Source organism: Fortiea sp. LEGE XX443, from assembly GCF_015206815.1.
Lineage (GTDB): Bacteria > Cyanobacteriota > Cyanobacteriia > Cyanobacteriales > Nostocaceae > Nostoc_B.
Genome location: NZ_JADEXZ010000033.1, coordinates 36170 through 55766, shown reverse-complemented (window position 1 = coordinate 55766; position 19597 = coordinate 36170). Strand labels below are relative to the sequence as shown.

20 protein-coding genes and 1 pseudogene are annotated in these 19597 nt (G+C 38.3%); 13 read left to right on the top strand and 8 right to left on the bottom strand.

All coding sequences use genetic code 11. The features are described 5' to 3' along the window. The 5 genes and pseudogenes from IQ259_RS14260 to IQ259_RS14240 all read left to right on the top strand — a co-directional run. Nucleotides 1-93 (top strand): annotated as a pseudogene (locus IQ259_RS14260) (IS5/IS1182 family transposase); the annotation flags it as partial. Nucleotides 94-555: 462 nt separating this feature from the next. Continuing rightward, entirely contained in the window at nucleotides 556-1218 is a 663-nt protein-coding gene (locus IQ259_RS14255) for a class I SAM-dependent methyltransferase (RefSeq protein ID WP_193885772.1), read from the top strand. Nucleotides 1219-1300: 82 nt separating this feature from the next. After that, nucleotides 1301-2695 carry a tRNA uridine-5-carboxymethylaminomethyl(34) synthesis GTPase MnmE gene (mnmE, locus tag IQ259_RS14250; RefSeq protein WP_193885770.1) on the top strand — a complete coding sequence of 465 codons (1395 nt, stop codon included), beginning with the start codon at nucleotides 1301-1303 and terminating at the stop codon, nucleotides 2693-2695. A gap of 10 nt (nucleotides 2696-2705) precedes the next feature. Continuing rightward, nucleotides 2706-2930, top strand: a complete 225-nt coding sequence (locus IQ259_RS14245; protein WP_193885768.1) for a hypothetical protein — start codon at nucleotides 2706-2708, stop codon at nucleotides 2928-2930. Nucleotides 2931-3061: 131 nt separating this feature from the next. Next, a complete protein-coding gene (locus IQ259_RS14240) occupies nucleotides 3062-3832 on the top strand; it encodes an SDR family NAD(P)-dependent oxidoreductase (protein WP_193885766.1) in 771 nt (256 codons plus the stop codon). Nucleotides 3833-3844: 12 nt separating this feature from the next. On the opposite strand, the gene IQ259_RS14235 is transcribed toward IQ259_RS14240, so the two are convergent. Further along, nucleotides 3845-4144, bottom strand: coding sequence for a hypothetical protein (locus tag IQ259_RS14235; protein ID WP_193885764.1), 300 nt, complete (start codon nucleotides 4142-4144; stop codon nucleotides 3845-3847). Between the two features lie 951 nt (nucleotides 4145-5095). On the opposite strand from IQ259_RS14235, the gene IQ259_RS14230 reads away from it, so the two are divergent. After that, a complete protein-coding gene (locus IQ259_RS14230; RefSeq protein ID WP_193885763.1) occupies nucleotides 5096-7873 on the top strand; it encodes a hypothetical protein in 2778 nt (925 codons plus the stop codon). Nucleotides 7874-8195: 322 nt separating this feature from the next. Here IQ259_RS14230 and IQ259_RS14225 read toward each other — a convergent pair whose 3' ends face one another. Continuing rightward, entirely contained in the window at nucleotides 8196-8672 is a 477-nt protein-coding gene (locus IQ259_RS14225) for a hypothetical protein (RefSeq protein WP_193885761.1), read from the bottom strand. A 692-nt stretch (nucleotides 8673-9364) separates the two neighbouring features. Between IQ259_RS14225 and IQ259_RS14220 the strand changes: the two genes are divergently transcribed. The 4 genes from IQ259_RS14220 (at nucleotide 9365) to IQ259_RS14205 (ending at nucleotide 11999) form a co-directional block, all read left to right on the top strand. Further along, on the top strand, nucleotides 9365-9781 hold the full coding sequence (locus IQ259_RS14220) for a XisH family protein (protein ID WP_193885780.1): 417 nt from the start codon (nucleotides 9365-9367) through the stop codon (nucleotides 9779-9781). Beyond that, nucleotides 9769-10098, top strand: coding sequence for a XisI protein (locus tag IQ259_RS14215; protein ID WP_193885759.1), 330 nt, complete (start codon nucleotides 9769-9771; stop codon nucleotides 10096-10098). Before IQ259_RS14220 ends, IQ259_RS14215 begins: the two co-directional genes overlap by 13 nt. 336 nt (nucleotides 10099-10434) lie before the next feature. Continuing rightward, entirely contained in the window at nucleotides 10435-10623 is a 189-nt protein-coding gene (locus tag IQ259_RS14210; protein ID WP_193885757.1) for a DUF4089 domain-containing protein, read from the top strand. Next, entirely contained in the window at nucleotides 10620-11999 is a 1380-nt protein-coding gene (locus IQ259_RS14205) for an AtzE family amidohydrolase (RefSeq protein ID WP_193885755.1), read from the top strand. Before IQ259_RS14210 ends, IQ259_RS14205 begins: the two co-directional genes overlap by 4 nt. On the opposite strand, the gene IQ259_RS14200 is transcribed toward IQ259_RS14205, so the two are convergent. After that, on the bottom strand, nucleotides 11996-13000 hold the full coding sequence (locus IQ259_RS14200) for a phosphatase PAP2 family protein (RefSeq protein WP_193885753.1): 1005 nt from the start codon (nucleotides 12998-13000) through the stop codon (nucleotides 11996-11998). The genes IQ259_RS14205 and IQ259_RS14200 overlap by 4 nt on opposite strands. Nucleotides 13001-13202: 202 nt before the next feature. Between IQ259_RS14200 and IQ259_RS14195 the strand changes: the two genes are divergently transcribed. Continuing rightward, nucleotides 13203-13712, top strand: coding sequence for a hypothetical protein (locus tag IQ259_RS14195; RefSeq protein WP_193885751.1), 510 nt, complete (start codon nucleotides 13203-13205; stop codon nucleotides 13710-13712). 48 nt (nucleotides 13713-13760) lie between these two features. Further along, nucleotides 13761-14648 (top strand): hypothetical protein, encoded by an 888-nt coding sequence (locus IQ259_RS14190; protein ID WP_193885749.1) that lies wholly within the window; start codon nucleotides 13761-13763, stop codon nucleotides 14646-14648. Nucleotides 14649-14716: 68 nt separating this feature from the next. Here IQ259_RS14190 and IQ259_RS14185 read toward each other — a convergent pair whose 3' ends face one another. The 5 genes from IQ259_RS14185 to IQ259_RS14165 form a co-directional block, all read right to left on the bottom strand. Next, a complete protein-coding gene (locus IQ259_RS14185) occupies nucleotides 14717-15466 on the bottom strand; it encodes a hypothetical protein (RefSeq protein ID WP_193885747.1) in 750 nt (249 codons plus the stop codon). A gap of 233 nt (nucleotides 15467-15699) precedes the next feature. Then, a complete protein-coding gene (rpsU, locus tag IQ259_RS14180) occupies nucleotides 15700-15897 on the bottom strand; it encodes a 30S ribosomal protein S21 (RefSeq protein WP_062292816.1) in 198 nt (65 codons plus the stop codon). 122 nt (nucleotides 15898-16019) lie between these two features. Next, on the bottom strand, nucleotides 16020-16352 hold the full coding sequence (locus tag IQ259_RS14175; RefSeq protein WP_193885745.1) for an RNA-binding protein: 333 nt from the start codon (nucleotides 16350-16352) through the stop codon (nucleotides 16020-16022). A gap of 302 nt (nucleotides 16353-16654) precedes the next feature. After that, complete coding sequence (locus IQ259_RS14170) at nucleotides 16655-17518, bottom strand: 3'(2'),5'-bisphosphate nucleotidase CysQ (protein WP_193885743.1); 864 nt, start codon at nucleotides 17516-17518, stop codon at nucleotides 16655-16657. Then, on the bottom strand, nucleotides 17515-18414 hold the full coding sequence (locus tag IQ259_RS14165) for a sugar kinase (RefSeq protein WP_339383896.1): 900 nt from the start codon (nucleotides 18412-18414) through the stop codon (nucleotides 17515-17517). The genes IQ259_RS14170 and IQ259_RS14165 overlap by 4 nt, the downstream gene beginning before the upstream one ends. A gap of 133 nt (nucleotides 18415-18547) precedes the next feature. On the opposite strand from IQ259_RS14165, the gene rsmI reads away from it, so the two are divergent. Then, complete coding sequence (gene rsmI, locus IQ259_RS14160) at nucleotides 18548-19405, top strand: 16S rRNA (cytidine(1402)-2'-O)-methyltransferase (RefSeq protein WP_193885742.1); 858 nt, start codon at nucleotides 18548-18550, stop codon at nucleotides 19403-19405. Nucleotides 19406-19597: the final 192 nt, after the last annotated feature.

The following is a 19597-nucleotide window of genomic DNA, read 5'->3' as shown; positions in this document are numbered from 1 at the left end:
CGATTAGTTCGAGATTATGAGTTATTGCCCGAAACATCGGAGACGTTTATTTACCTTGCCATGATCCGGATCATGGTGAGGCGATTGGCATAAAATTTCACCACTCAAAACTTTTCAAACACCCTCTAAAAAGAAATATTCAAATTGCCTCAAACTGCGAATAAGGGTAAGTAGGTCGGTGCTAAAATTGTCGTTATGACAAGGCAGGAGGCAGAGGGCAGAAGGCAGAAGGGAAGAGGTTTTCAAGCTACTTTACTTTCCGTTACATAGTTCGGTTTATTTGCACCTTTCTACTTAGGCTTCCTGCAAATCTTTGAGCTACGGTATACACACAAGTCCCTTAATTGGCAATAGTATTGCAATGTGATTGCATCGCCCTGCAATACTATTGCTTTGCCTCACATTGTGATTGCATCATTCTGCAATGTGATTGCTTTGCTTTGCAATGGCATTGCATTACCTCACAATGGCATTGCATCGCCCTGCAATGTGATTGCACTAACAAGAAGACTTTTAAAACATCTTCTCTTCTAATAATCAAATTACTGAATCGAGATGACTACTCAAACTTTGGGTTTAGAACCAAATTTATACGAATATTTGCTTTCTGTTTCTGTGCGCGAAGCGGAAATTTTGACGCAATTACGCCAAGAAACCGCTCAATATCCGATGGGAAGGATGCAGATTGCACCAGAACAAGGGCAGTTTATGGCTTTGCTAGTGCAGTTAATCGGTGCGAAAAAAACTTTAGAAATTGGGGTATTTACTGGCTACAGTGCTTTAGTAGTGGCGTTAGCGCTGCCAAAAATAGGCAAAGTCGTAGCTTGTGATATTAGTGAAGAGTTTACCGCGATCGCTCGGCGTTATTGGCAACAAGCAGGAGTAGCCGAGAAAATCGATTTACATATCGCCCCAGCAATGCAGACTTTAGACCGACTGTTAGCAGATGGTGAGGCAGAAACTTTTGATTTTGCGTTTATCGATGCTGATAAAAGCAGCTATGATGACTATTATGAGCGATCGCTACAACTAGTGCGATCGGGTGGATTGATTGCTATTGATAATGTTTTATGGTCGGGTAGAGTTGCAGATACTCAAATACAAGACAACCGCACCAAAAAAATCCGTGCGTTTAATCAAAAGCTGCATCAAGATTCACGAGTGACTCTCAGTTTAATCCCAATTGCAGATGGATTAACCTTGGCACGCAAGAATTGAAGAAGAATTCAGAATCAATTGGTGATTGCACTTTTGCTACGCTATCCATAATATATGCAATGTCTTGCTAACAAGGGTTTTCATGTCAGAAATTTTTGCCACCACTGGAACCATCGCTGCGATCGCTACTGCTGTTGTCCCCCAACAAGGTAGTGTAAGTATTGTGCGAGTGTCTGGTTCTCAAGCAATGGCGATCGCACAAACATTATTTCACGCACCAGGAAGGCAAGTTTGGGAAAGTCATCGAATTCTCTACGGTTACATTCGCCATCCCCAGACGCAACAACTGGTGGATGAAGCTATACTGCTGATTATGAAAGCACCTCGTTCCTACACTCGTGAAGATGTAGTGGAATTTCATTGTCATGGTGGAATTATTACTGTGCAGAAAGTTTTGCAATTATGTCTCGAAAATGGTGCAAGATTAGCACAGCCGGGAGAATTCACACTGCGGGCGTTTTTGAATGGCAGGCTAGATTTAACCCAAGCCGAAAGTATTGCTGATTTGGTTGGAGCTAAATCTCCCCAAGCTGCTCAAACTGCTTTAGCTGGTTTACAAGGAAAACTAGCTCATCCTATCCGCCAGTTACGTGCCAACTGTTTGGATATTTTGGCTGAAATTGAAGCGAGAATCGATTTTGAAGAAGACTTACCCCCGCTGGATGATAAAAGCATCATATCAGCAATTGAAAACATTACCGCAGAAATAACCCACTTATTAGCAACTAGAGACAAAGGTGAACTGTTGCGTACAGGGTTGAAAGTAGCTATAGTCGGTCGTCCGAATGTTGGCAAATCGAGCTTGTTAAATGCTTGGAGCCGGAGCGATCGCGCCATTGTCACCGACTTACCAGGTACAACCCGCGATGTTGTGGAATCGCAATTAGTTGTGGGTGGAATTCCCGTGCAAGTGCTAGACACCGCAGGTATTCGAGAAACCGCAGACCAAGTTGAAAAAATCGGCGTAGAGCGATCGCGTCGTGCTGCTAATGCAGCTGATTTAGTCTTGCTCACCATTGATGCTGCCGTAGGTTGGACTGAAGGCGACGAAGAAATTTATGAACAGGTACAACACCGTCCCTTGATTTTAGTAATTAACAAAATTGATTTAGTAGATGAAGCTGAAAGCAAAATTCTGCAATCTAAAATCCCAAATCTCCAATCTAAAATTCTCACAGCCGCATCTCAAAATCAAGGCATTGATGATTTAGAAACAGCAATTTTAGAAAAAATTCACCTCGGAAAAATCCAAGCTGCTGATATGGATTTAGCGATTAATCAAAGACAAGCAGCAGCTTTAACTCAAGCTAAAATATCCTTAGAACAAGTACAAGCTACAATATCCCAACAATTACCTCTTGACTTTTGGACAATTGATTTACGCGGTGTAATTCAAGCACTAGGAGAAATTACCGGAGAAGAAGTTACCGAATCAGTTTTGGATAGAATTTTTAGCCGATTCTGTATTGGTAAATAAACTTGGTACAATGTTCTATAAAGTTCCTGTTCAGGTTCTTGGTTGTCTCCGTCCAGGAATAATTACCGTCATCGGTTTTCCTGGTGTAGGCATGGTAGATGGCGGCAATTTTATGCACATACCAACAGAATTAATTCCAGTAGACTTAAGAATGCCAAATAGTGAGTTTATCGTAGTTTGTGATCAGCGTAGAGATTTTATCCAAGTCTTGTCAAAAGATTCTGATACTATTTAATTTACAATACAACTTACACAATAACTCTTTAAAACTCTTATTACTTTGCGTACTTTGTAGTTAGTTTTTATTACTTGCGTGTAAGCGCATTTCATAGAAAATTAGTATAAATATCTAATCAATTAAACAAAATGTCTTTTCTAAATCATCTTCAAAACACCAACACCATGATTATCGGAGCTAGTCAAGGCATTGGTTTAGGTTTTGTCAAAAACCTACTTCAAGATACCAGAATTAGCAAAATCTATGCAACATATCGTCAACAGCAAACTGCTGGAGAATTACTAGCTTTAACAGATGAATATTCTGATAAATTAACCTGCATAGAGATGGATATTACTAATGAGTTGCAAATTATTGAATCTGTGCAGAATATCAGCACACAAATCAACAAACTGCACCTAGTAATTAACTGTGTAGGATTTCTACATGAAGGTGATTTACAACCAGAAAAAAGCTTAAAACAAATTAACTCAGAGAATTTATTGTATTACTTTCAAGTTAATAGTATTGGTGCGGTGCTACTAGCTAAACATTTATTACCTTTATTTCGCCATAAAGAACCCAGCGTATTTGCCACCATATCAGCTAAAGTCGGCAGTATTGGTGATAACCAACTAGGGGGATGGTATGGTTATCGTGCTTCTAAAGCTGCGCTGAATATGTTTATGCGAACAGCCGCAATTGAGTATGCTAGAAGTTGTCCGCAAACTTTGGTAGTAACTTTACACCCTGGGACAACAGACACACGTCTTTCTCGTCCATTCCAGCGCAATGTGCCACCAGAGAAATTATTCTCAGTAGAACGTACTGTTACCCAATTATTAACTGTAATTGAACAACTTCAAGCAGGTGACAACGGACAATTTTTTTCCTGGGATGGAACGAGATTACCTTGGTAGCTGAACACACGTTCACAAATCTGGAAACTGTTCATCCCCAAATATACCAGAGTCGCGCAAAACACACGAAAAAGTAAATTTTCCAGTCAAATTATCAAAATATGTGCGACATTCTCCATTTTCATTCCTGATATTTTTATCAGGTAATCCTTCACCTAAGTCAACAAGAATTCTAGCACGACCTCTGCCAATACGACTTTTAGTACGGCTCTCATCGGCTGCATTTTTAGTAGTTTGAGTATCGACACCACCACAGATATTCGCCTGCACTTCTAGAGTTAGTTCAGTAAATAATTGCTCATAAGATGACATGATTGTTATCCTTACTTACACAAATATATGATTTAAATATAAGCATTACATCTCAGGAATTCATAAATCTCAAGATAGAACCTGGGTTCTATTTTTAAGACTTATGTGCTAGTGCGTTCACCCTTGGCGTTGGCGCAGCCATCGCTTCTGCGCCATTGCACTATATTTATACATCTTTTTACTAATTTATACTTGCTTATAAATATCAATAGATTCAGAATTAATTACTGCTAGGAAAAAGACAAAATTCCACATTATAAAATTACGTAATTCTACAATATTTTAAGAAAAAAAACAGCAGCAAAACTATATTTTAAAGACATTAATTTTGATTTTAATTTATATGTAATATTTCCTAAATTATTCAATATATCTTTTTCGTAAGACAGTTAGTTCAGCCTTTAGTTCAATAGAATTGACCCGGCTCATAGCTTAAAATTTTCAACAACATGTAGAAAATATTTGCAATTTGAACATTTACAAATGTAACTGTTGGATAAATGATAAATTACTCCATATGTTGCTGAGATACTAGACGTATTTGTACAAGTATTTTGTCTTAAATACAGACTTAACATACTCGTATTGTCTGTTTTAAAGATGTTCATCGACGAAATTGTAGCTATTTGACATTTTTGGTAACAATTTTTCTAGACAATTTATTGTAAGAAGCTGAAAGGGCATAATTAAAAGCAAAACATTATCTTTTCGATTAATGTCAATCTAGAACGGGTAATGTAATCCATATAATCACCAAAACGAACACGTGTATATAAATTTTGTAAGACTTTAATTAGTTATTTAAGTCCAATTTTGTGTTTTGCAATTGATAAAATCCTCAAGTTGAAAGTTTGGTGTTTTCGGTTAAAAGTTCGTGAGTAACTCTTCAGTATTTCCCAAAAAAGTTCACCCATAATACCAATTCAAACAAACTATATATTGGGTTTGCTCATGTTTGATCAATTAATTCGTAGTCGGCAATACTTTAAAATAGCGCTGTTCACATTGTTCTTTCTCAATCATCTAATACTTGATAGAGTAGAAGCGCAATCTCCTCAAATTAAAGAGTTAATAACTTCGAGCAAAATTGCTAATGAAACTCCAGAAGAAATATCTACTAACATTTTTGGGAATGATAACCCTGATAGTTTAAAAAAAATATTTCTTACCCAAAACTTAAATCCAGCGCCAGTAAGAATTTTACCTAATTCCAAAGATACAAATGTTCCAGAATCACTTAATCCCCTCCTGAAACCAGAGGCTGATTCTGACGAACTTGATACAATCAAACCAACTACTTCAAATGAGCAGGAAAAAAATCCCAGTGTAAATAGAAAAAAATTACAACTATTTATCTTAAATTCTCTAACTAACAGTGCTAGTAAATATCCTTGGATAATTGACCCCAGATATAATGGCAATTTTGATTCATCCTCATCATTCAATCCTTTTAAAAACACCAATTATATTGATTTTGCCATTAAATTCTCAGCCGAAGATCCAATAGTTGAGCGATTTAGCTTTGCTCAATTTCCCAAAGAAGACCAATTTTACTGGTTACTACCTGGCAATAGAATTGTAGTAGAAACAAAAGGATGGCAAACTGGTGTTTTATATCAAGGAGAATCCGCAGAGTTTGAACGTAGACAGATTGTGCGATTAACTCAAAGACTTTGGGGAATGCAAGCCGTTTCTGCTCTCCCTCAAGGTTTTCAAGAACTAGTAGGAGGAACTGGCTTAAACCAATTTTCTATTCAATCAATTGCAGGAGAGTTAATAAATCCAGAGGGTCTTCCTGCACCTCCTGTACAGATTAATAATCAGGCCGCTAATAGTTCAAACACAACATTTCTAACGTCACTTATTCCTAATATTTCTAGGCTGAATACAGAAACTCCTCCCTTAATTTTACAATCCTTTCCTACTAACAATTTACAACCGCTGTTAGGGAATGTGAGTCTACGTAGAGGGAGTTTAGTTCCCAGAGATAATTTAGAACAAGCCGGATTTAATTGGGGAAATCCTTTAACTGGTGAAACAACACAATTTCAAGCTCCAACTACATCCATACCAGGAATCAAAGTTGGAAATCGAGAGCAATTTGGTAATAGCGATTTGTTTAATGTTTTGCTAAATCCTGCTATTAGTGAAGCCCAACGTAATTCATCTTACCTGAATTCACTATTTTGGGTTACTTTAGGTCAAAGACAAACCACCCTCAGAACTACAGATAAAATAGAAAGTCAAAACTGGCAGAAATTTTATTTCAGTCGTCCTCATAATCGGACTTTATTACAGTACGATTCTTTAGTGAGCAAAGCAACCTACACTAATGTTTATAGCAATCCCGGTGTTTCTCTATCTTTTTCTCTTGATAAAATAGATGTAGATGAAATACAAAGTGCTAATGCTTCTCTGGGAATGCTTGTAGGAGGAATTTTTGAGTTAATACGTCCTCCAGAATTAGAACAAAGTTTGCAAGAAGCTCAAGAGCGATTCTCTCGACAAGAAAATTTTGCACCTCTCAACTCAAAAGCTACACCAGAGCAGAGAAGAAACATTAATCAAACACTCAACAGAACATTGTTTTTAGGAAATCGTACAAGTAGTTTAGAGCAAGTTTCTGGAACTTTTACCTTTCCGAGTACGATTACACCCAATAGCTCCAGTGTTTTACAAATCCGCACTGGTAATCATCGGAGAGCGGTCGAATTCATCGATGGACAGCGTACTTGGCGAGAAGGCGAGACTTTTATTTCCAGAGCAAATACTTCTAATAACAGCTTTGGCCGTTTGACATCTGTTAATGTACCAATTCCTTCACAACAAACATCCATTCTTCCTAATAATCGTTCATCAGCTTTACAAGTGAGTCTAATTAGTCCTGATGGTCAGCAATATGTGCAGAACTCAAATTCTTCTGATACTACATCAGTCCCAGTTAATATAAATTCATTTGATTTAGCCTTTGACAATATCGAATTAAGTCAAAATGGTCGCCTCACGAATTATTTGCAAACTTTTAATGGATATTTATCTTTACCTACTGTAGAAGCTTTATGGACAGGTTCTTCTGGTAATTGGAATTACAGTGTAAATTCTGGTATTTGGTTTAATTTAAATGCAGATGCTGCATTTAATATCACTAATAATTTTGGTGCTTTAGAACCAACAATAGGTGTTTATACTAATGGGTTATTGAATTATATCAATACCCATGTAGAGGTTAATAAGGCAGGGCAAACTCAAGCTATTAACACTCATATTCCAGCTTTACGATTTCACTGGAATAGTGGAGCTAATTACCAAAATCCTGCTTATGTAAATTTGAGTTACTCCTTTTTTCGTCAAGATAAAAATAGGAATAACTATTCCCTTTCTACGGGAATCTTATTTTTTGATGAAACCAGTAGTGTGAGACAAGCAGGATTTTTCCAAGGTGGTTTGCAACTGAGTAATGGATTAGAATTTAAAACTAGTTTAGAAATAAGTGATGATTTTTTTTATACACTAGAAGGTACTCAACAGGTAAACTCTAATTGGTATTTTGGAGGTTATCTGCAAAATTTTAGAAATATTAACCGCGGTATTAGGAATCGAGTTAATGATTTTTCTTATGGATTATTGATTAAGCGTGAAATTCCTGGCGATGGTATATTTTGGGAGTCTCGCTTGGGTATGAGTGGTAACACTTTTGAAGCTCGTTTTGAAGGTGGTTTTCAGTTCTAAACTATAGATACCCAACTTCTTGAAGAAGTCAGGTATTTGGTTGATCACGAATGATTTAGGATAGCTGTAGTTAACTAGATTAATGTGAGTTTGATAGATTCAGAATAACCTCTCCCCGACGCGAGGAGAGGTTTAAAATCGTTATTTTTTCACTAAGTTGTATATTTTGAGCAGCCTTACCTATAAGGTAAGGGGTTGGGGTTAGATTCCGTCAAACTCACGTTAGATTAAATGAGTTTTGAACTAAAACTCATACATTTCTTCTGCCTGTTAATATCTATAATCTTCAAACTAGATTGTATGAGTCTTGGAGCAAGATTAACTAATCTAAACCATCATTGCCAACAGCAGCCCTGACAAGTGCTGAAAATTCATCTAGTGTAAGATTGCCAAACCTGAGTCTTTCAACTATGGCCCCTCTGATAGAACCTTCTGGTGTTGTATAAGGCAGTGCAAATAGTCCACCAGTATGGAGTGTAATACTTGGTGTTGAAATATGAGTAATTGGATCTATATAAGAAGCTCCTGTAACTGTATAACTCCCATTGAATCCTCTAAAAAAAGTGCCTATAGGAGGATTTATTTGAGCAGCAGCGGTGGATAAATAAGCACCAGGAGTAATATATACTATTGCACCCGCAAAAGAACCTGGATCTCCTGATGAAAAGTCAGCGATAGGGCTGTCTATTTGGGCTTGTGCTAATGCTGGGGTGGATGCGAAAGTTAGGTAGCCAAGTAAACCTGTCAGAGATAAACCTGCTTTCCAAAAAATGCCAGCAGAACGAGAATTTAAAGTCATGTTCAGAAATCCTTGGTTTGCAGAAATTAAGAGGATGTTTGCTGGATGTTGTTTATGCAGGTTACAAAGACTAGATTAGTTCTCTAGTTAAGTAATACCAATTCGTAATTTGTAATTAAGAAAGTCAGAGATAATTTAGGTTTCCGGGTTTGATTTTATTGCTTGATTTTAGAGAATTGGTATAACTATTAAGATAGAATATTTTCTGTAGTTATGGTATTCTCTGCAAGGAAAAATATGATGATTTAAAAGACATAAGCCCAGGGCATTCAAAGACATAAAAGCGAATAGAAAATCTTAATTCATAAGGCATTTCACGATTATATATAAAGCTAAAAATATAACAAAATTACATATTTTTCAATTACCTTAGAACTTAATAGAGTCAATTAAAAAGACATAAAATTAAAGTAAAAAAGACTTAAGATTATGGCTATATGTATTGCCAGTGTGAATAAAATGAAGAGATGATTAGTGGTTTTGTTAGCTATATTTAAGATTGTATTAATTGGTGTCACAGATAGGCGATCGCTTTTTTGGTCATGTCTCAAGTTTGCTCTGTGTTTCCTAAAAATGGGTGCGGTGGCGAGGAGGCCTCTGCCATCGGCGATCGCAGTATAATATAGTATTATTGTACTATGAAGAACTCTTTACTAACAAAACCTGCCATAGAGCGTATTTATAATCAAACTATGTCAGCTAAAGATATCTTTCACAATGCCGTGCGTTCAGCTTTAGAGAAGGACGGCTGGTTAATTACTGATGACCCATTATCAGTTAAAGTTGATGAAATTGATTTCTATATAGACTTAGGCGCAGAGAGACTTTTAGCTGCTCAAAAAGCTGGTCAAAAAATTGCAGTTGAAATCAAGTCTTTCTTAGGTACATCTGAGATTAGTGATTTTTATGTAGCACTGGGCCAAACACTTACCTACCGTTCAGCATTAAATAAAAAGCAACCTGAACGAATTTTATATTTAGCCATTTCAGAAGATATTTATCAAGAGTTATTCATTCGGCCATTTATTCAGGACATAATTTCAGAATATAGATTGAAACTCTTGATCTTTGAACCAATTACAGCAGAGGTTCTATTATGGAAAGAATAAACTACCGTGAGTTAATTCAAAAAATCCTCAAAAGTCATGCAATCTACCATTCAGATGATGATACAGAAGTACAACTAATTTTTGATACAGAGCGAGACCATTATCAAGTGCTTCATTTAGGGTGGGAAAATTTGCGACGAGTTTATGGTTGCATTATCCATATTGATATTAAAGATGGCAAGATTTGGATTCAACGAGATGGAACTGAAGTAGGAGTGGCAAATGAATTAGTTGCAGATGGAGTGCCAAAACAGGATATTGTTTTAGGTTTTCACGCTCCTTACAAGCGCAAGTTTACTGAATTTGCTACAGGCTAGATAAGCGCCGGTATCAAAAAACTCTGTTGTTAAATGAGTAGTTACTAAACTCGACTTTATCCAAAATTAAGAACTCGGCTTTCCTTATCCAGCAAAAATTCTGGTTTTTTGGCAAATACTTTTTCCATGTCACTGATTCACAATCAAGTCGAAAAACTAAAACTGAACTCTCGCAATGGTTTCGGTGTTAGGTTTTGGGTTTTGTAAAAATGGATAAAGTCGAGCTAAGGTGTGGCGCAAAGAATCTTGAGCATACATAGCTAAAACCTTCTCATCTCGCGTACCAGTAATTTTGATATTTTTCCCAGTAAACTACTATAACTAAAGCTCAAAAAGATGGAAAATGTGGAACTAGATGTAAATAAGTATGTTGAGCAAACATCTTTATTACTAGATTTGCAGATCAAAGATGAGTATTTTGATGGAGTGGTAGCAAATTTTGAGAAAATTAAAGCGATCGCTCAACTCGTCAATTCTTTTCCTTTACCTGAAGAAGTTGAACCTGCGCCAGTATTTGAACCATGAATGATGCCATATCAATAGCAACTGCTGTACGCAGAGGCAAAGTTAGTGCAGTAGAAGTGACTCAAGCTGTGTTAGCCAAAATTGCAACGCGGGATCATGAACTCAACTGTTTTACAACTGTCACGACAGAAACAGCTTTAGCAGACGCAGCACGAATTGATAGAGAAATAGCTCAAGGTAATCATCCTGGCTTATTGGCTGGCGTACCTTTTGCTGTCAAAAATCTGTTTGATATTGCTGGTGTCACAACTCTAGCTGGCTCAAAAATTAATGCCGAAAATCCTCCAGCTACCCAAGATGCAACAGCAGTAGCAAAGTTAAAACAAGCGGGTGCGGTGTTGGTTGGCGCTTTAAATATGGATGAGTACGCCTATGGATTTGTCACAGAAAACTATCATTATGGTGCTACCCATAACCCCCATGATTTACAGCGGGTAGCAGGTGGTTCTTCTGGTGGTTCAGCGGCGGCGGTAGCAGCTGGGTTGGTTCCATTGACGCTGGGTTCTGATACTAACGGTTCCATTCGTGTACCTGCGGCTTTATGTGGTGTGTTTGGTTTCAAACCAACTTATGGGCGATTATCTCGTGCGGGTGTAGCTTTATTTTCGAGTAGCTTTGACCACATTGGCAGTTTTGCTCGTTCCGTACGGGATATTGCAACGGTTTTTGATGTGCTACAAGGAGAAGATCATCTCGATCCCATTTGTACACAATGTCCGCCACAATTGTGTTTACCACAACTCAATCAAGATATCTCTAATATTAGAATTGCACTAGCCGATGATTATTTTATCCAAGGTGCAACACCAGAAGCATTAGCAGCAGTCCAAACAGTAGCAGATGCTTTAGGTGTTACTGAATATATAACAATACCAGAAGCAAAACGCGCTCGTGCAGCCGCTTTTGTGATTACAGCCAGCGAAGGCGCAAATCTGCATTTAGATAAATTGCGATCGCGTCCTCAAGATTTTGATCCCGCAACACGCGATCGCTTTTTAGCTGGGGCGTTAATTCCAAGTTCCTGGTACTTGCAAGCACAACGATTTCGTAGATGGTACCGCGATCAAATTCGAGCAATATTTCAAAATGTAGATGTAATTCTCGCCCCAACCACGCCAATTTCTGCACCATTAATTGGTCAGCAAACAATGATTTTAGATGGTGAGGAAATCCTAGTGCGTCCTCATTTAGGATTATTTACTCAACCCTTATCTTTCATCGGCTTACCTGTTTTATCAGTACCAATTCAGCGTCCTAATGCTTTACCTCTAGGTGTGCAATTGATAGCAGCACCTTACAATGAAGCTTTAATCTTGCGGGTAGCAGCAGTATTAGAGTCTCAAGGTGTAATTGCAGCACCAGTAATTGGTGACTAAGTTATCAAAATTTTATTTTCTGGTAAGTCTTGAGCTTGAGAAGTCTGGCGATTTTCTACTAATAAATACTCGTTAATAATACAAGCACTCAGCCACACTAAACCCACCGCATAACCAGCAATCACATCAGTAGGCCAGTGTACCCCCAAATAAAGCCGACTAAAACCAATTGCCAAAATTAGAATAACAGTCAAGGTTAAAATCTGCGATCGCCATTGCGGAAATTCTTCGGATAGAGTGTAGCCCATACAACCGTAAATCACGATTGACACCATTGCATGACCACTGGGAAAACTGTAATGATTCACATTAATAATGTGATCCCACAATGCAGGACGCGCTCTAACAAATAGTTCTTTTAGCAAGTAATTTAAGCTCATTGCACCAACCGCAGCGATACTAAAGGTAGTAGCTTGTGCCTGACGATGACGATACAGCAGCATCGCTTCCCACGCTAAACAATTCAACAGCAACAGTGGTGGCTCACCCAAGGAAGTTATACCCACCATGAGCCGATCTAGTAAAGGCGTGTGCAGCTTTTGAATCGCTAATAAAAGACTTGTGTCTAAACCATATCTGTGTAATAGTGCAGTACCAAAGGCCAGAGAAGAAGAAGCAGCTGCTACTGGAATCAGTTGACTACGCCATTGATTTATGGGAATTTCTACAGTCTCATAAATGCTCTTGCTCACATTGAACGCAGTGGTAGGTGGTAATTGTTTCCGCGCTCTTTTGTAATCTAGGACTATATTTTGCAGCAGCCAGGCGATCGCATTTGGGCTAAAATCTGGCTGGAAAAGCACTAAAACATTACCTGTTACATGATTAGCACTAGCTTGAACGATAATTTCTTCTTTGGACAATCTCAATTCTAGGTATTTTTTGAATGCTTGGGAATAATGCAGTCCACTTACCTTATATCTAGCTCTACCTTTGATAGAAGTATGTATGGCTCGAATTAAAGGATTTTCCCCAGAAAGATTGCCAAAATCAGTGTTCATTTTTCTGCTTCACAAATTTTTGTAATAGTCCGAAAAAGTTAGCGGCACTAAAGTCCCTTTTTCAAATAGTATCAAGGCTACTAAAGCTTCTAGTGTTCAGTCTTTAGGAAGATTACTCTCAATAGTTATCAAAAAATAAATTTTATGGGCAAAAGTTGACAAGTGCGCTGATAATTGCGTCAAAGCATAAGGAGAAGGAAATATGAATTTCTATCGTGGGCGTAAAGTTTTAGTTATTTTGTTACTCTCAGTGTTAATGCTGACAACGGCTTGTACACCCCAAGCACCAGGACGTTTTGATCAAGTACAACAAGAAAGCAGCAGACAAAGAAATAGTCAAGCCGTTGCTAAGAATGCGACTCAGGGAAGTGAATTTAACAAATTTTTCCCAAAATCGGGTGATGGCTACGATCGCGTCTATACCCAAGAGAAAAAAGGTTTTACGGAAGCTAAGTTGAAAAAAAGCGGCAAAGAAGTAGCGATGCTCTCTATTTCTGATACAACCAGCATATCGGGAACATCCGACAAATTTTCCGAGAGTACCAAAAAAATTGCTGGATATCCAGCAGTAGAACAAGGAAAAACCCAAACTGCGGTTTTGGTGGGTAAATATCAAGTCAAAGTTTTGTCAAAGGCTACATCATTTACAGCCAGCGATCGCGCCGATTGGATTCAGAAATTTAATCTTGATGCTCTGGCAAAACTCAAATAATTTGCCCTCAAGACGTTAAAATAACCAACTCTCAATCAGGAGATTTTTGTGAGCAAAGCAATTTTTGAATTGGTGGATGAACTACCAACCGGTGGCTTAACGATATCTGTGTTGAAGGCTCTCGATTTTGTCGCTCCTGGTGAATGGCAAAATACTGTTGGCTTTGTCAACACCATTAAAACTGTGACTGGCGAAACTGACGAGGAGTTAATTCAACAAATTGGCGAACGAGCGATTTATCTTTATAACGATCGCTCTCAAGGGTATCAACGCGCGATGTGGCTATATCAAACTGTTGATGGCACAGATAAAGCTCTCGGTGCAGCAGCTTTAGCTAACAAAGTTGGTGAAAAAATTCCGCTTTTGGGTTTTCTCAACTCTGTTACTCCCAAGCCAGACAAGGCGCAAACCATTGATTTGTGCCTCAAGCTAGTGGCTGAATTGGCGGCTTTTTGTCAAATTAATGGCATTCCCGGTGACAGCATCGGGGATTTTGTCGCTTCTTTGGGTGAGTATAGTGGTGAGTCACTCATCCGCATGGTTGCATTAGTTTGCATTGATGGCTTGATACCTTTAGGCCCAGATTTCATCAGTAAAGCACTATCTACCGTTAGCCAAACCAATCCCCAAGAATTAGAACAAAACTCAACTTTTAAAGGCATTCAAGATGCAATTCCTGGTAACAATGCTGCCAGTAAACTGAATTTTATTGGTGAAAGTGTTGATTCAGTTAAAGGTTGGATGAATGGGTTAGTTAGTGCTAATAATTTAACGCCTCAAAATGTCGTCGGTCAATTGCAAAGTTTTGTGGAAATCAGCGATGATAAGTTAGATTATTTGGCAGCTTTCTTGGATGTTGCCACTAATTATTACGAACATACAGGCACACAAACTTTAGCACGTCGTTTAATTGAACGCGCGGTTGCGGAGATTTAATTACAAAAAGCAATAGTCATTAGTCATGGGTATTTACAAATGACTAATGACTATTTATTAATGACAAATTATAAATTTAAATTTTCTGCGATCGCATCCAAGTAAGGCTGAAAAATTACTAAATTTTCTAGTTTTTCAAACTTACCTGTAACAGCGCCTGGGTCAAAAGCTGTACTAATTATATAAAGTGCATTCCCATCAAAGGCTGCATAATTAATGTATTGCTCTTTTAATCCACCTTCTTGTTTAATACCTGTAAAACCGTAGCGTACTCCTGGTAATTTACCAATTGATATCTCTTCTAACGGATGAGTAGAGAAAACAATTTTATTGCCATACTCTTTCTGGCGGTCTTTACTCAAAGAAGCATAGTAGTCTGCAACCAAACCTTTCAGTGCTATGAGTACTTTGGTTTGGTTAGCAGAATTTTTATAATCTAGCTTAGAACCGAATGGAATCCCAACATCTGCAAGATGCTTTTGAAAATTTGGATGGTTAATGACTTGATCAACACCAATTTCAACTGTACCTAAAACTTTGCCGTTGGAGGATACACATAAAAAAGGTGCATTTCCTTGACAAGGAGCCACTTGCCATCCGTTAGGCACTATAAGATTTTTACCTGAAACTCTTTGCCAAATATTTCCCGCTATTGGGGTAAAAGTGGCTCTAGGGGTAATTTGTGGGGAAGTCGTTGATACTACTGAGTTCTTTTGTTCTACTTTATTTGCAGAAAAGTATGGAAGGACAAATTTTACTCCCAGTGGCATTAACAACAGTAATATCGTAGCTAAGAAAAGATGATAAACACGCAGCATTTTTTCGGAAAATCCAAAGCCAGAAATTGTAGAATCAGGCTATAGACTACAATTTTATGAGTATACAGGAAAATAAATCTAGATAGTTGTAATGCCTAGGCAATTTCAGTTAATTTTATCTATATATAAATACACGTAGCAGCGCTGCTTTGATATTGTAAGCGCTACTACAAGTAATTTTTTGATTAATATCCGTCTAATTATTTGGTGGTTAGCCAGATAAATTTGAGGTTTTATTTGAAGCGACGAGCGCCATTGCTACGATTTTGCTTGTGTCTAGCAACTGCTTTACGCTTTTGTTTTTCTAATGGCGTCTCGAAATGACGCTTCTTTCTCATGTCTTGGAAAATTCCAGCTTTAGAAACTTCCCGTTTAAATCTTCGCAAAGCTGAATCAATACCCTCATTCTCCCCCAAGACTACTTGCGTCATTCTCATTTCTCCCTATATGGATAAATAGCCGAACCTAGAGAAAAAATAAAATACTCCAGCAGAATCGAGCCTTTGGCTTTATCTGCTGGAGACTCTAGATGCTAAAGTTTCATTTCAAAAGTTTAGTACCGACGACCACCGCCGCCGCCACCGCCGCCGCGGTTATTGTTACCCCAGCCACCGCCGCCGCCACCACGAGGAGAACTTCTCTCTTCACGAGGTTTAGCTTTGTTCACTTTCAAGTCACGTCCCATCCATTCGGCACCATCAAGTGCTTCAATAGCGGCAGTTTCTTGTGATTCTGTTTCCATCTCTACAAAGGCAAAACCACGAGGACGGCCTGTTTCTCGGTCAGTGGGTAACTGAACGCGATTTACTTTTCCGTATTCGCTAAATGCCATTTTCAAGTCTTCCTCAGTGACTTGGTAAGACAAGTTTCCAACGTAAATTGACATATAATGTCTCCGAATTCAGGGAGTGTAGAGAGTTAAATTCGGAGAGACGCTTTTTCAAAATCAAAACGAGTTACTCAACCGAAAATAATCCTTATATGCCAAAGTATAGCACAACCTTCAAAGAATCAAAATTATCGATTAGTTAAAAAACTTTGTAGTTTGTAACTACTACTAGAAGATTATTTGAGTATTTGTACCTAAAAGGGGTTTTAAAAGTTGTTAATAGAGATTGATTAAGTTAACTATTACATATAATTATAAATTATATCGATAACACAAACAAGATAATTTTAACTATAGTTTTAAACTTCTTTGATATTGTCTAACTCTGATAATATTTTTTGGGCTTCTTGGCACAAAACTTGGTGATATTTACTACTACTGGCCAGCAAGCTTCCCCATTGATTGATATCGTTAGTATTATATTGCAAAAGACTACCATCAAAGTGTGTAAATTTACCGCCTGCTTCGGTTAAAATTAATTCTGGCGCTGCTATATCCCAATCTTTAGGGGCAGATTTTCCAGAAATAGAAATATAGATGTCTGCTTGTTGTTCGAGAATAGTAGCAATTTTGCAACCTACACTACCCACCGATTTTTGATTTTGACAAGGCAAGTGTTGTAGTAAATGGTTTAACCTTTCATTGCGGTGAGAACGACTCACAACTAAAGTTAAATCTTCAATTTTTTTGTCTGCTAAAAGTTTGACGGGAACTGATGCTTTTGGGGTTTCCATAAATGTTCCCCCATCTTTGGTAGCGTAGTATATTTTTTCGGCTTCAGGCACAGCCACCACTGCTAAAATGGGGCGATGATTTTTAACTAAAGCAATGTGAATCGCATAGTCACCAGTTTTATCGATAAAATCTCGCGTTCCATCTAAAGGATCAATTACCCATACTAACTGGGAATTTTCCTGATGGAATTGTGATTTATAAGTTTCTTCACTAATGTAAGCAAAATTTTCATTACCTAAAGCGGCTTGTAATCTCTGCAAAATATATTGACTGACGGTAACATCTGCAATAGTCACAGGTTCATTCTGTTTGTATTGCACCTGTAAATCAGGGTCTTTCACAGTGCCGTGGTAATAAGAGTGTAGTATATCTGCTGCCTTCCAGCCTACATCACGAGCGATCGCTAATATTTCTTCTAAATCTTTCATGATTTCGCATTCATCCAGTGACGTGTGCCAAAAAATTGACAGGAACTAGCGGCAATATTAGCTGCTTGTGCTAGGGCATCACTAAAATTATCCCACAATATATAGTGGCAGAACGCGCCGTGGAAAATATCTCCAGCCCCTAGTGTATCGACTGCTGCAATCTCTGGTGTATCTACAGTACCCCTTTGATTACTACTTAAATATGAAATTGGTTGTTCACCGTGGGTAATAGCAATGTAGGGAATGCCAAAATTACTCAGGTAATCAAAAACCTCCACCTCTGTGGTGCAGTTGGGGGGATAAAAATTTGCTGAACAAACGGCATAATCTACAAAAGGTAAGATTTCTTCAAAGCCAGCTTTCCAACTACCGCCATCGATGACTACTGGGATATTCTTGGCTTTTGCCATTTGGGCGATCGCTTGACCAACTTCCATCTGATGTCCATCAATTAATATAATATCGATATCGGCTGATAAAATATTTGCGGGGATAGATGTAATACTGGCTTGGGTTTTTGCCGCATTAATCGAAACTATCGCCCGCTCACCGGTTGCTTGGGTGACAATGATTGAAGATACAGGCGGTGATGTATCCTTGTTGGGGTTAAGATCAGCGATCGCTACTTGATAATTTTCTAAATCACTATAAATTAGTTGCGTCATTGGGTGACAACCAACCACACCCAAGACTGTAGCTTGATTACCTAAATGAGCGAAAGTTACAGATGCATTGGTGGCGGGGCCGCCTGCTGCTACAGTATAGTCAGCAGCAACTAGCTTCTGATTATTTTTAGGGGCAGAATCAGCAAGATAAATCAAATCTAAGGTGACTAAACCCACAAATAATCCCCGATGCAATTTTGGATTTTGGATTTGAGATTTTGGATTTGTCACCAGATAGTACCAATAACACTTAATCAGGACTTAAGAGAAGGGAAAAATCGAACCACAGAGTACGCAGAGAACGCGGAGGAATAAGAGTTTTAGAGAGCTATTGCATAAGTCCTATTAATTACGAATTATTCTCATGCAAACCGATCCTCAACCAGGAATACTTTACGTTGTTGGCACACCCATTGGCAACTTAGAGGATATCACTTTTCGGGCGGTGCGAATTTTACAGACAGTAGATTTGATTGCGGCGGAAGATACCCGCCATACAGGTAAACTGTTACAACATTTTCAAGTTAAAACACCCCAGGTAAGTTACCACGAGCATAATCGTAATAGTCGCATTCCAGAAATATTAGAGCATTTAAATAACGGCAAAGCGATCGCTTTAGTTAGTGATGCGGGTATGCCAGGAATTTCTGATCCTGGGTATGAACTGATTAAAGCGTGTATTGATGCAGGAATCACAGTAGTACCGATTCCTGGCGCGAGTGCGGCAATTACAGCTTTAAGTGCGGCTGGTTTACCCACGGATAGGTTTGTGTTTGAAGGCTTCTTACCACCAAAAGCCCAACAACGGCAGGAATATTTAGAAACTTTGCAAACAGAGTCTCGTACTTTAATTTTCTATGAATCGCCGCACCGTTTACCTGAAACTTTGCAAGACTTAGCACAAGCTTTTGGGAGCGATCGCCAAATCGTGCTGGCGCGGGAATTAACGAAACTGTACGAAGAATTTTGGCGAGGCACAATAGCTGATGCGATCGCCCTTTACAATCAACGAGAACCCCAAGGTGAATATACTTTAGTGGTTGCGGGAACGCCAGTTACTCAACCCTTGTTAACAGAGACAGAACTGAAAGCTGAATTGCAACAGTTAATTAATCAAGGGATATCGCGATCGCAAGCCAGTCGTCAACTAGCCAAATTTACCTCCCTTTCCCGTCGCCAAATCTATCAACTAGCGTTGTCTATAGTTCTGAGTTCTGAGTAACTTAAGTAGAAAGGTGCAAATAAACCGAACTATGTAACGGAAAGTAAAGTAGCTTGAAAACCTCTTCCCTTCTGCCCTCTGCCTCCTGCCTTGTCATAACGACAATTTTTAACACCGACCTACCTAGTTTCACTCCATAACTGACTTTGAGTATTGGATTTTTTACGTATATTTACTAAAACGTGATATATT

Coding starts and splice junctions, on each gene's coding strand:
- IQ259_RS14210 (WP_193885757.1), top strand. CDS start 10,435: ATGGAAAATGTGGAACTAGATGTAAATAAGTATGTTGAGCAAACATCT.
- IQ259_RS14200 (WP_193885753.1), bottom strand. CDS start 13,000: ATGAACACTGATTTTGGCAATCTTTCTGGGGAAAATCCTTTAATTCGA.
- IQ259_RS14215 (WP_193885759.1), top strand. CDS start 9,769: ATGGAAAGAATAAACTACCGTGAGTTAATTCAAAAAATCCTCAAAAGT.
- IQ259_RS14205 (WP_193885755.1), top strand. CDS start 10,620: ATGAATGATGCCATATCAATAGCAACTGCTGTACGCAGAGGCAAAGTT.
- IQ259_RS14225 (WP_193885761.1), bottom strand. CDS start 8,672: ATGACTTTAAATTCTCGTTCTGCTGGCATTTTTTGGAAAGCAGGTTTA.
- IQ259_RS14245 (WP_193885768.1), top strand. CDS start 2,706: ATGTTCTATAAAGTTCCTGTTCAGGTTCTTGGTTGTCTCCGTCCAGGA.
- IQ259_RS14195 (WP_193885751.1), top strand. CDS start 13,203: ATGAATTTCTATCGTGGGCGTAAAGTTTTAGTTATTTTGTTACTCTCA.
- IQ259_RS14220 (WP_193885780.1), top strand. CDS start 9,365: ATGTCAGCTAAAGATATCTTTCACAATGCCGTGCGTTCAGCTTTAGAG.
- IQ259_RS14185 (WP_193885747.1), bottom strand. CDS start 15,466: ATGCTGCGTGTTTATCATCTTTTCTTAGCTACGATATTACTGTTGTTA.
- IQ259_RS14230 (WP_193885763.1), top strand. CDS start 5,096: ATGTTTGATCAATTAATTCGTAGTCGGCAATACTTTAAAATAGCGCTG.
- IQ259_RS14235 (WP_193885764.1), bottom strand. CDS start 4,144: ATGTCATCTTATGAGCAATTATTTACTGAACTAACTCTAGAAGTGCAG.
- IQ259_RS14170 (WP_193885743.1), bottom strand. CDS start 17,518: ATGAAAGATTTAGAAGAAATATTAGCGATCGCTCGTGATGTAGGCTGG.
- rpsU (WP_062292816.1), bottom strand. CDS start 15,897: ATGACGCAAGTAGTCTTGGGGGAGAATGAGGGTATTGATTCAGCTTTG.
- IQ259_RS14240 (WP_193885766.1), top strand. CDS start 3,062: ATGTCTTTTCTAAATCATCTTCAAAACACCAACACCATGATTATCGGA.
- rsmI (WP_193885742.1), top strand. CDS start 18,548: ATGCAAACCGATCCTCAACCAGGAATACTTTACGTTGTTGGCACACCC.
- IQ259_RS14255 (WP_193885772.1), top strand. CDS start 556: ATGACTACTCAAACTTTGGGTTTAGAACCAAATTTATACGAATATTTG.
- mnmE (WP_193885770.1), top strand. CDS start 1,301: ATGTCAGAAATTTTTGCCACCACTGGAACCATCGCTGCGATCGCTACT.
- IQ259_RS14175 (WP_193885745.1), bottom strand. CDS start 16,352: ATGTCAATTTACGTTGGAAACTTGTCTTACCAAGTCACTGAGGAAGAC.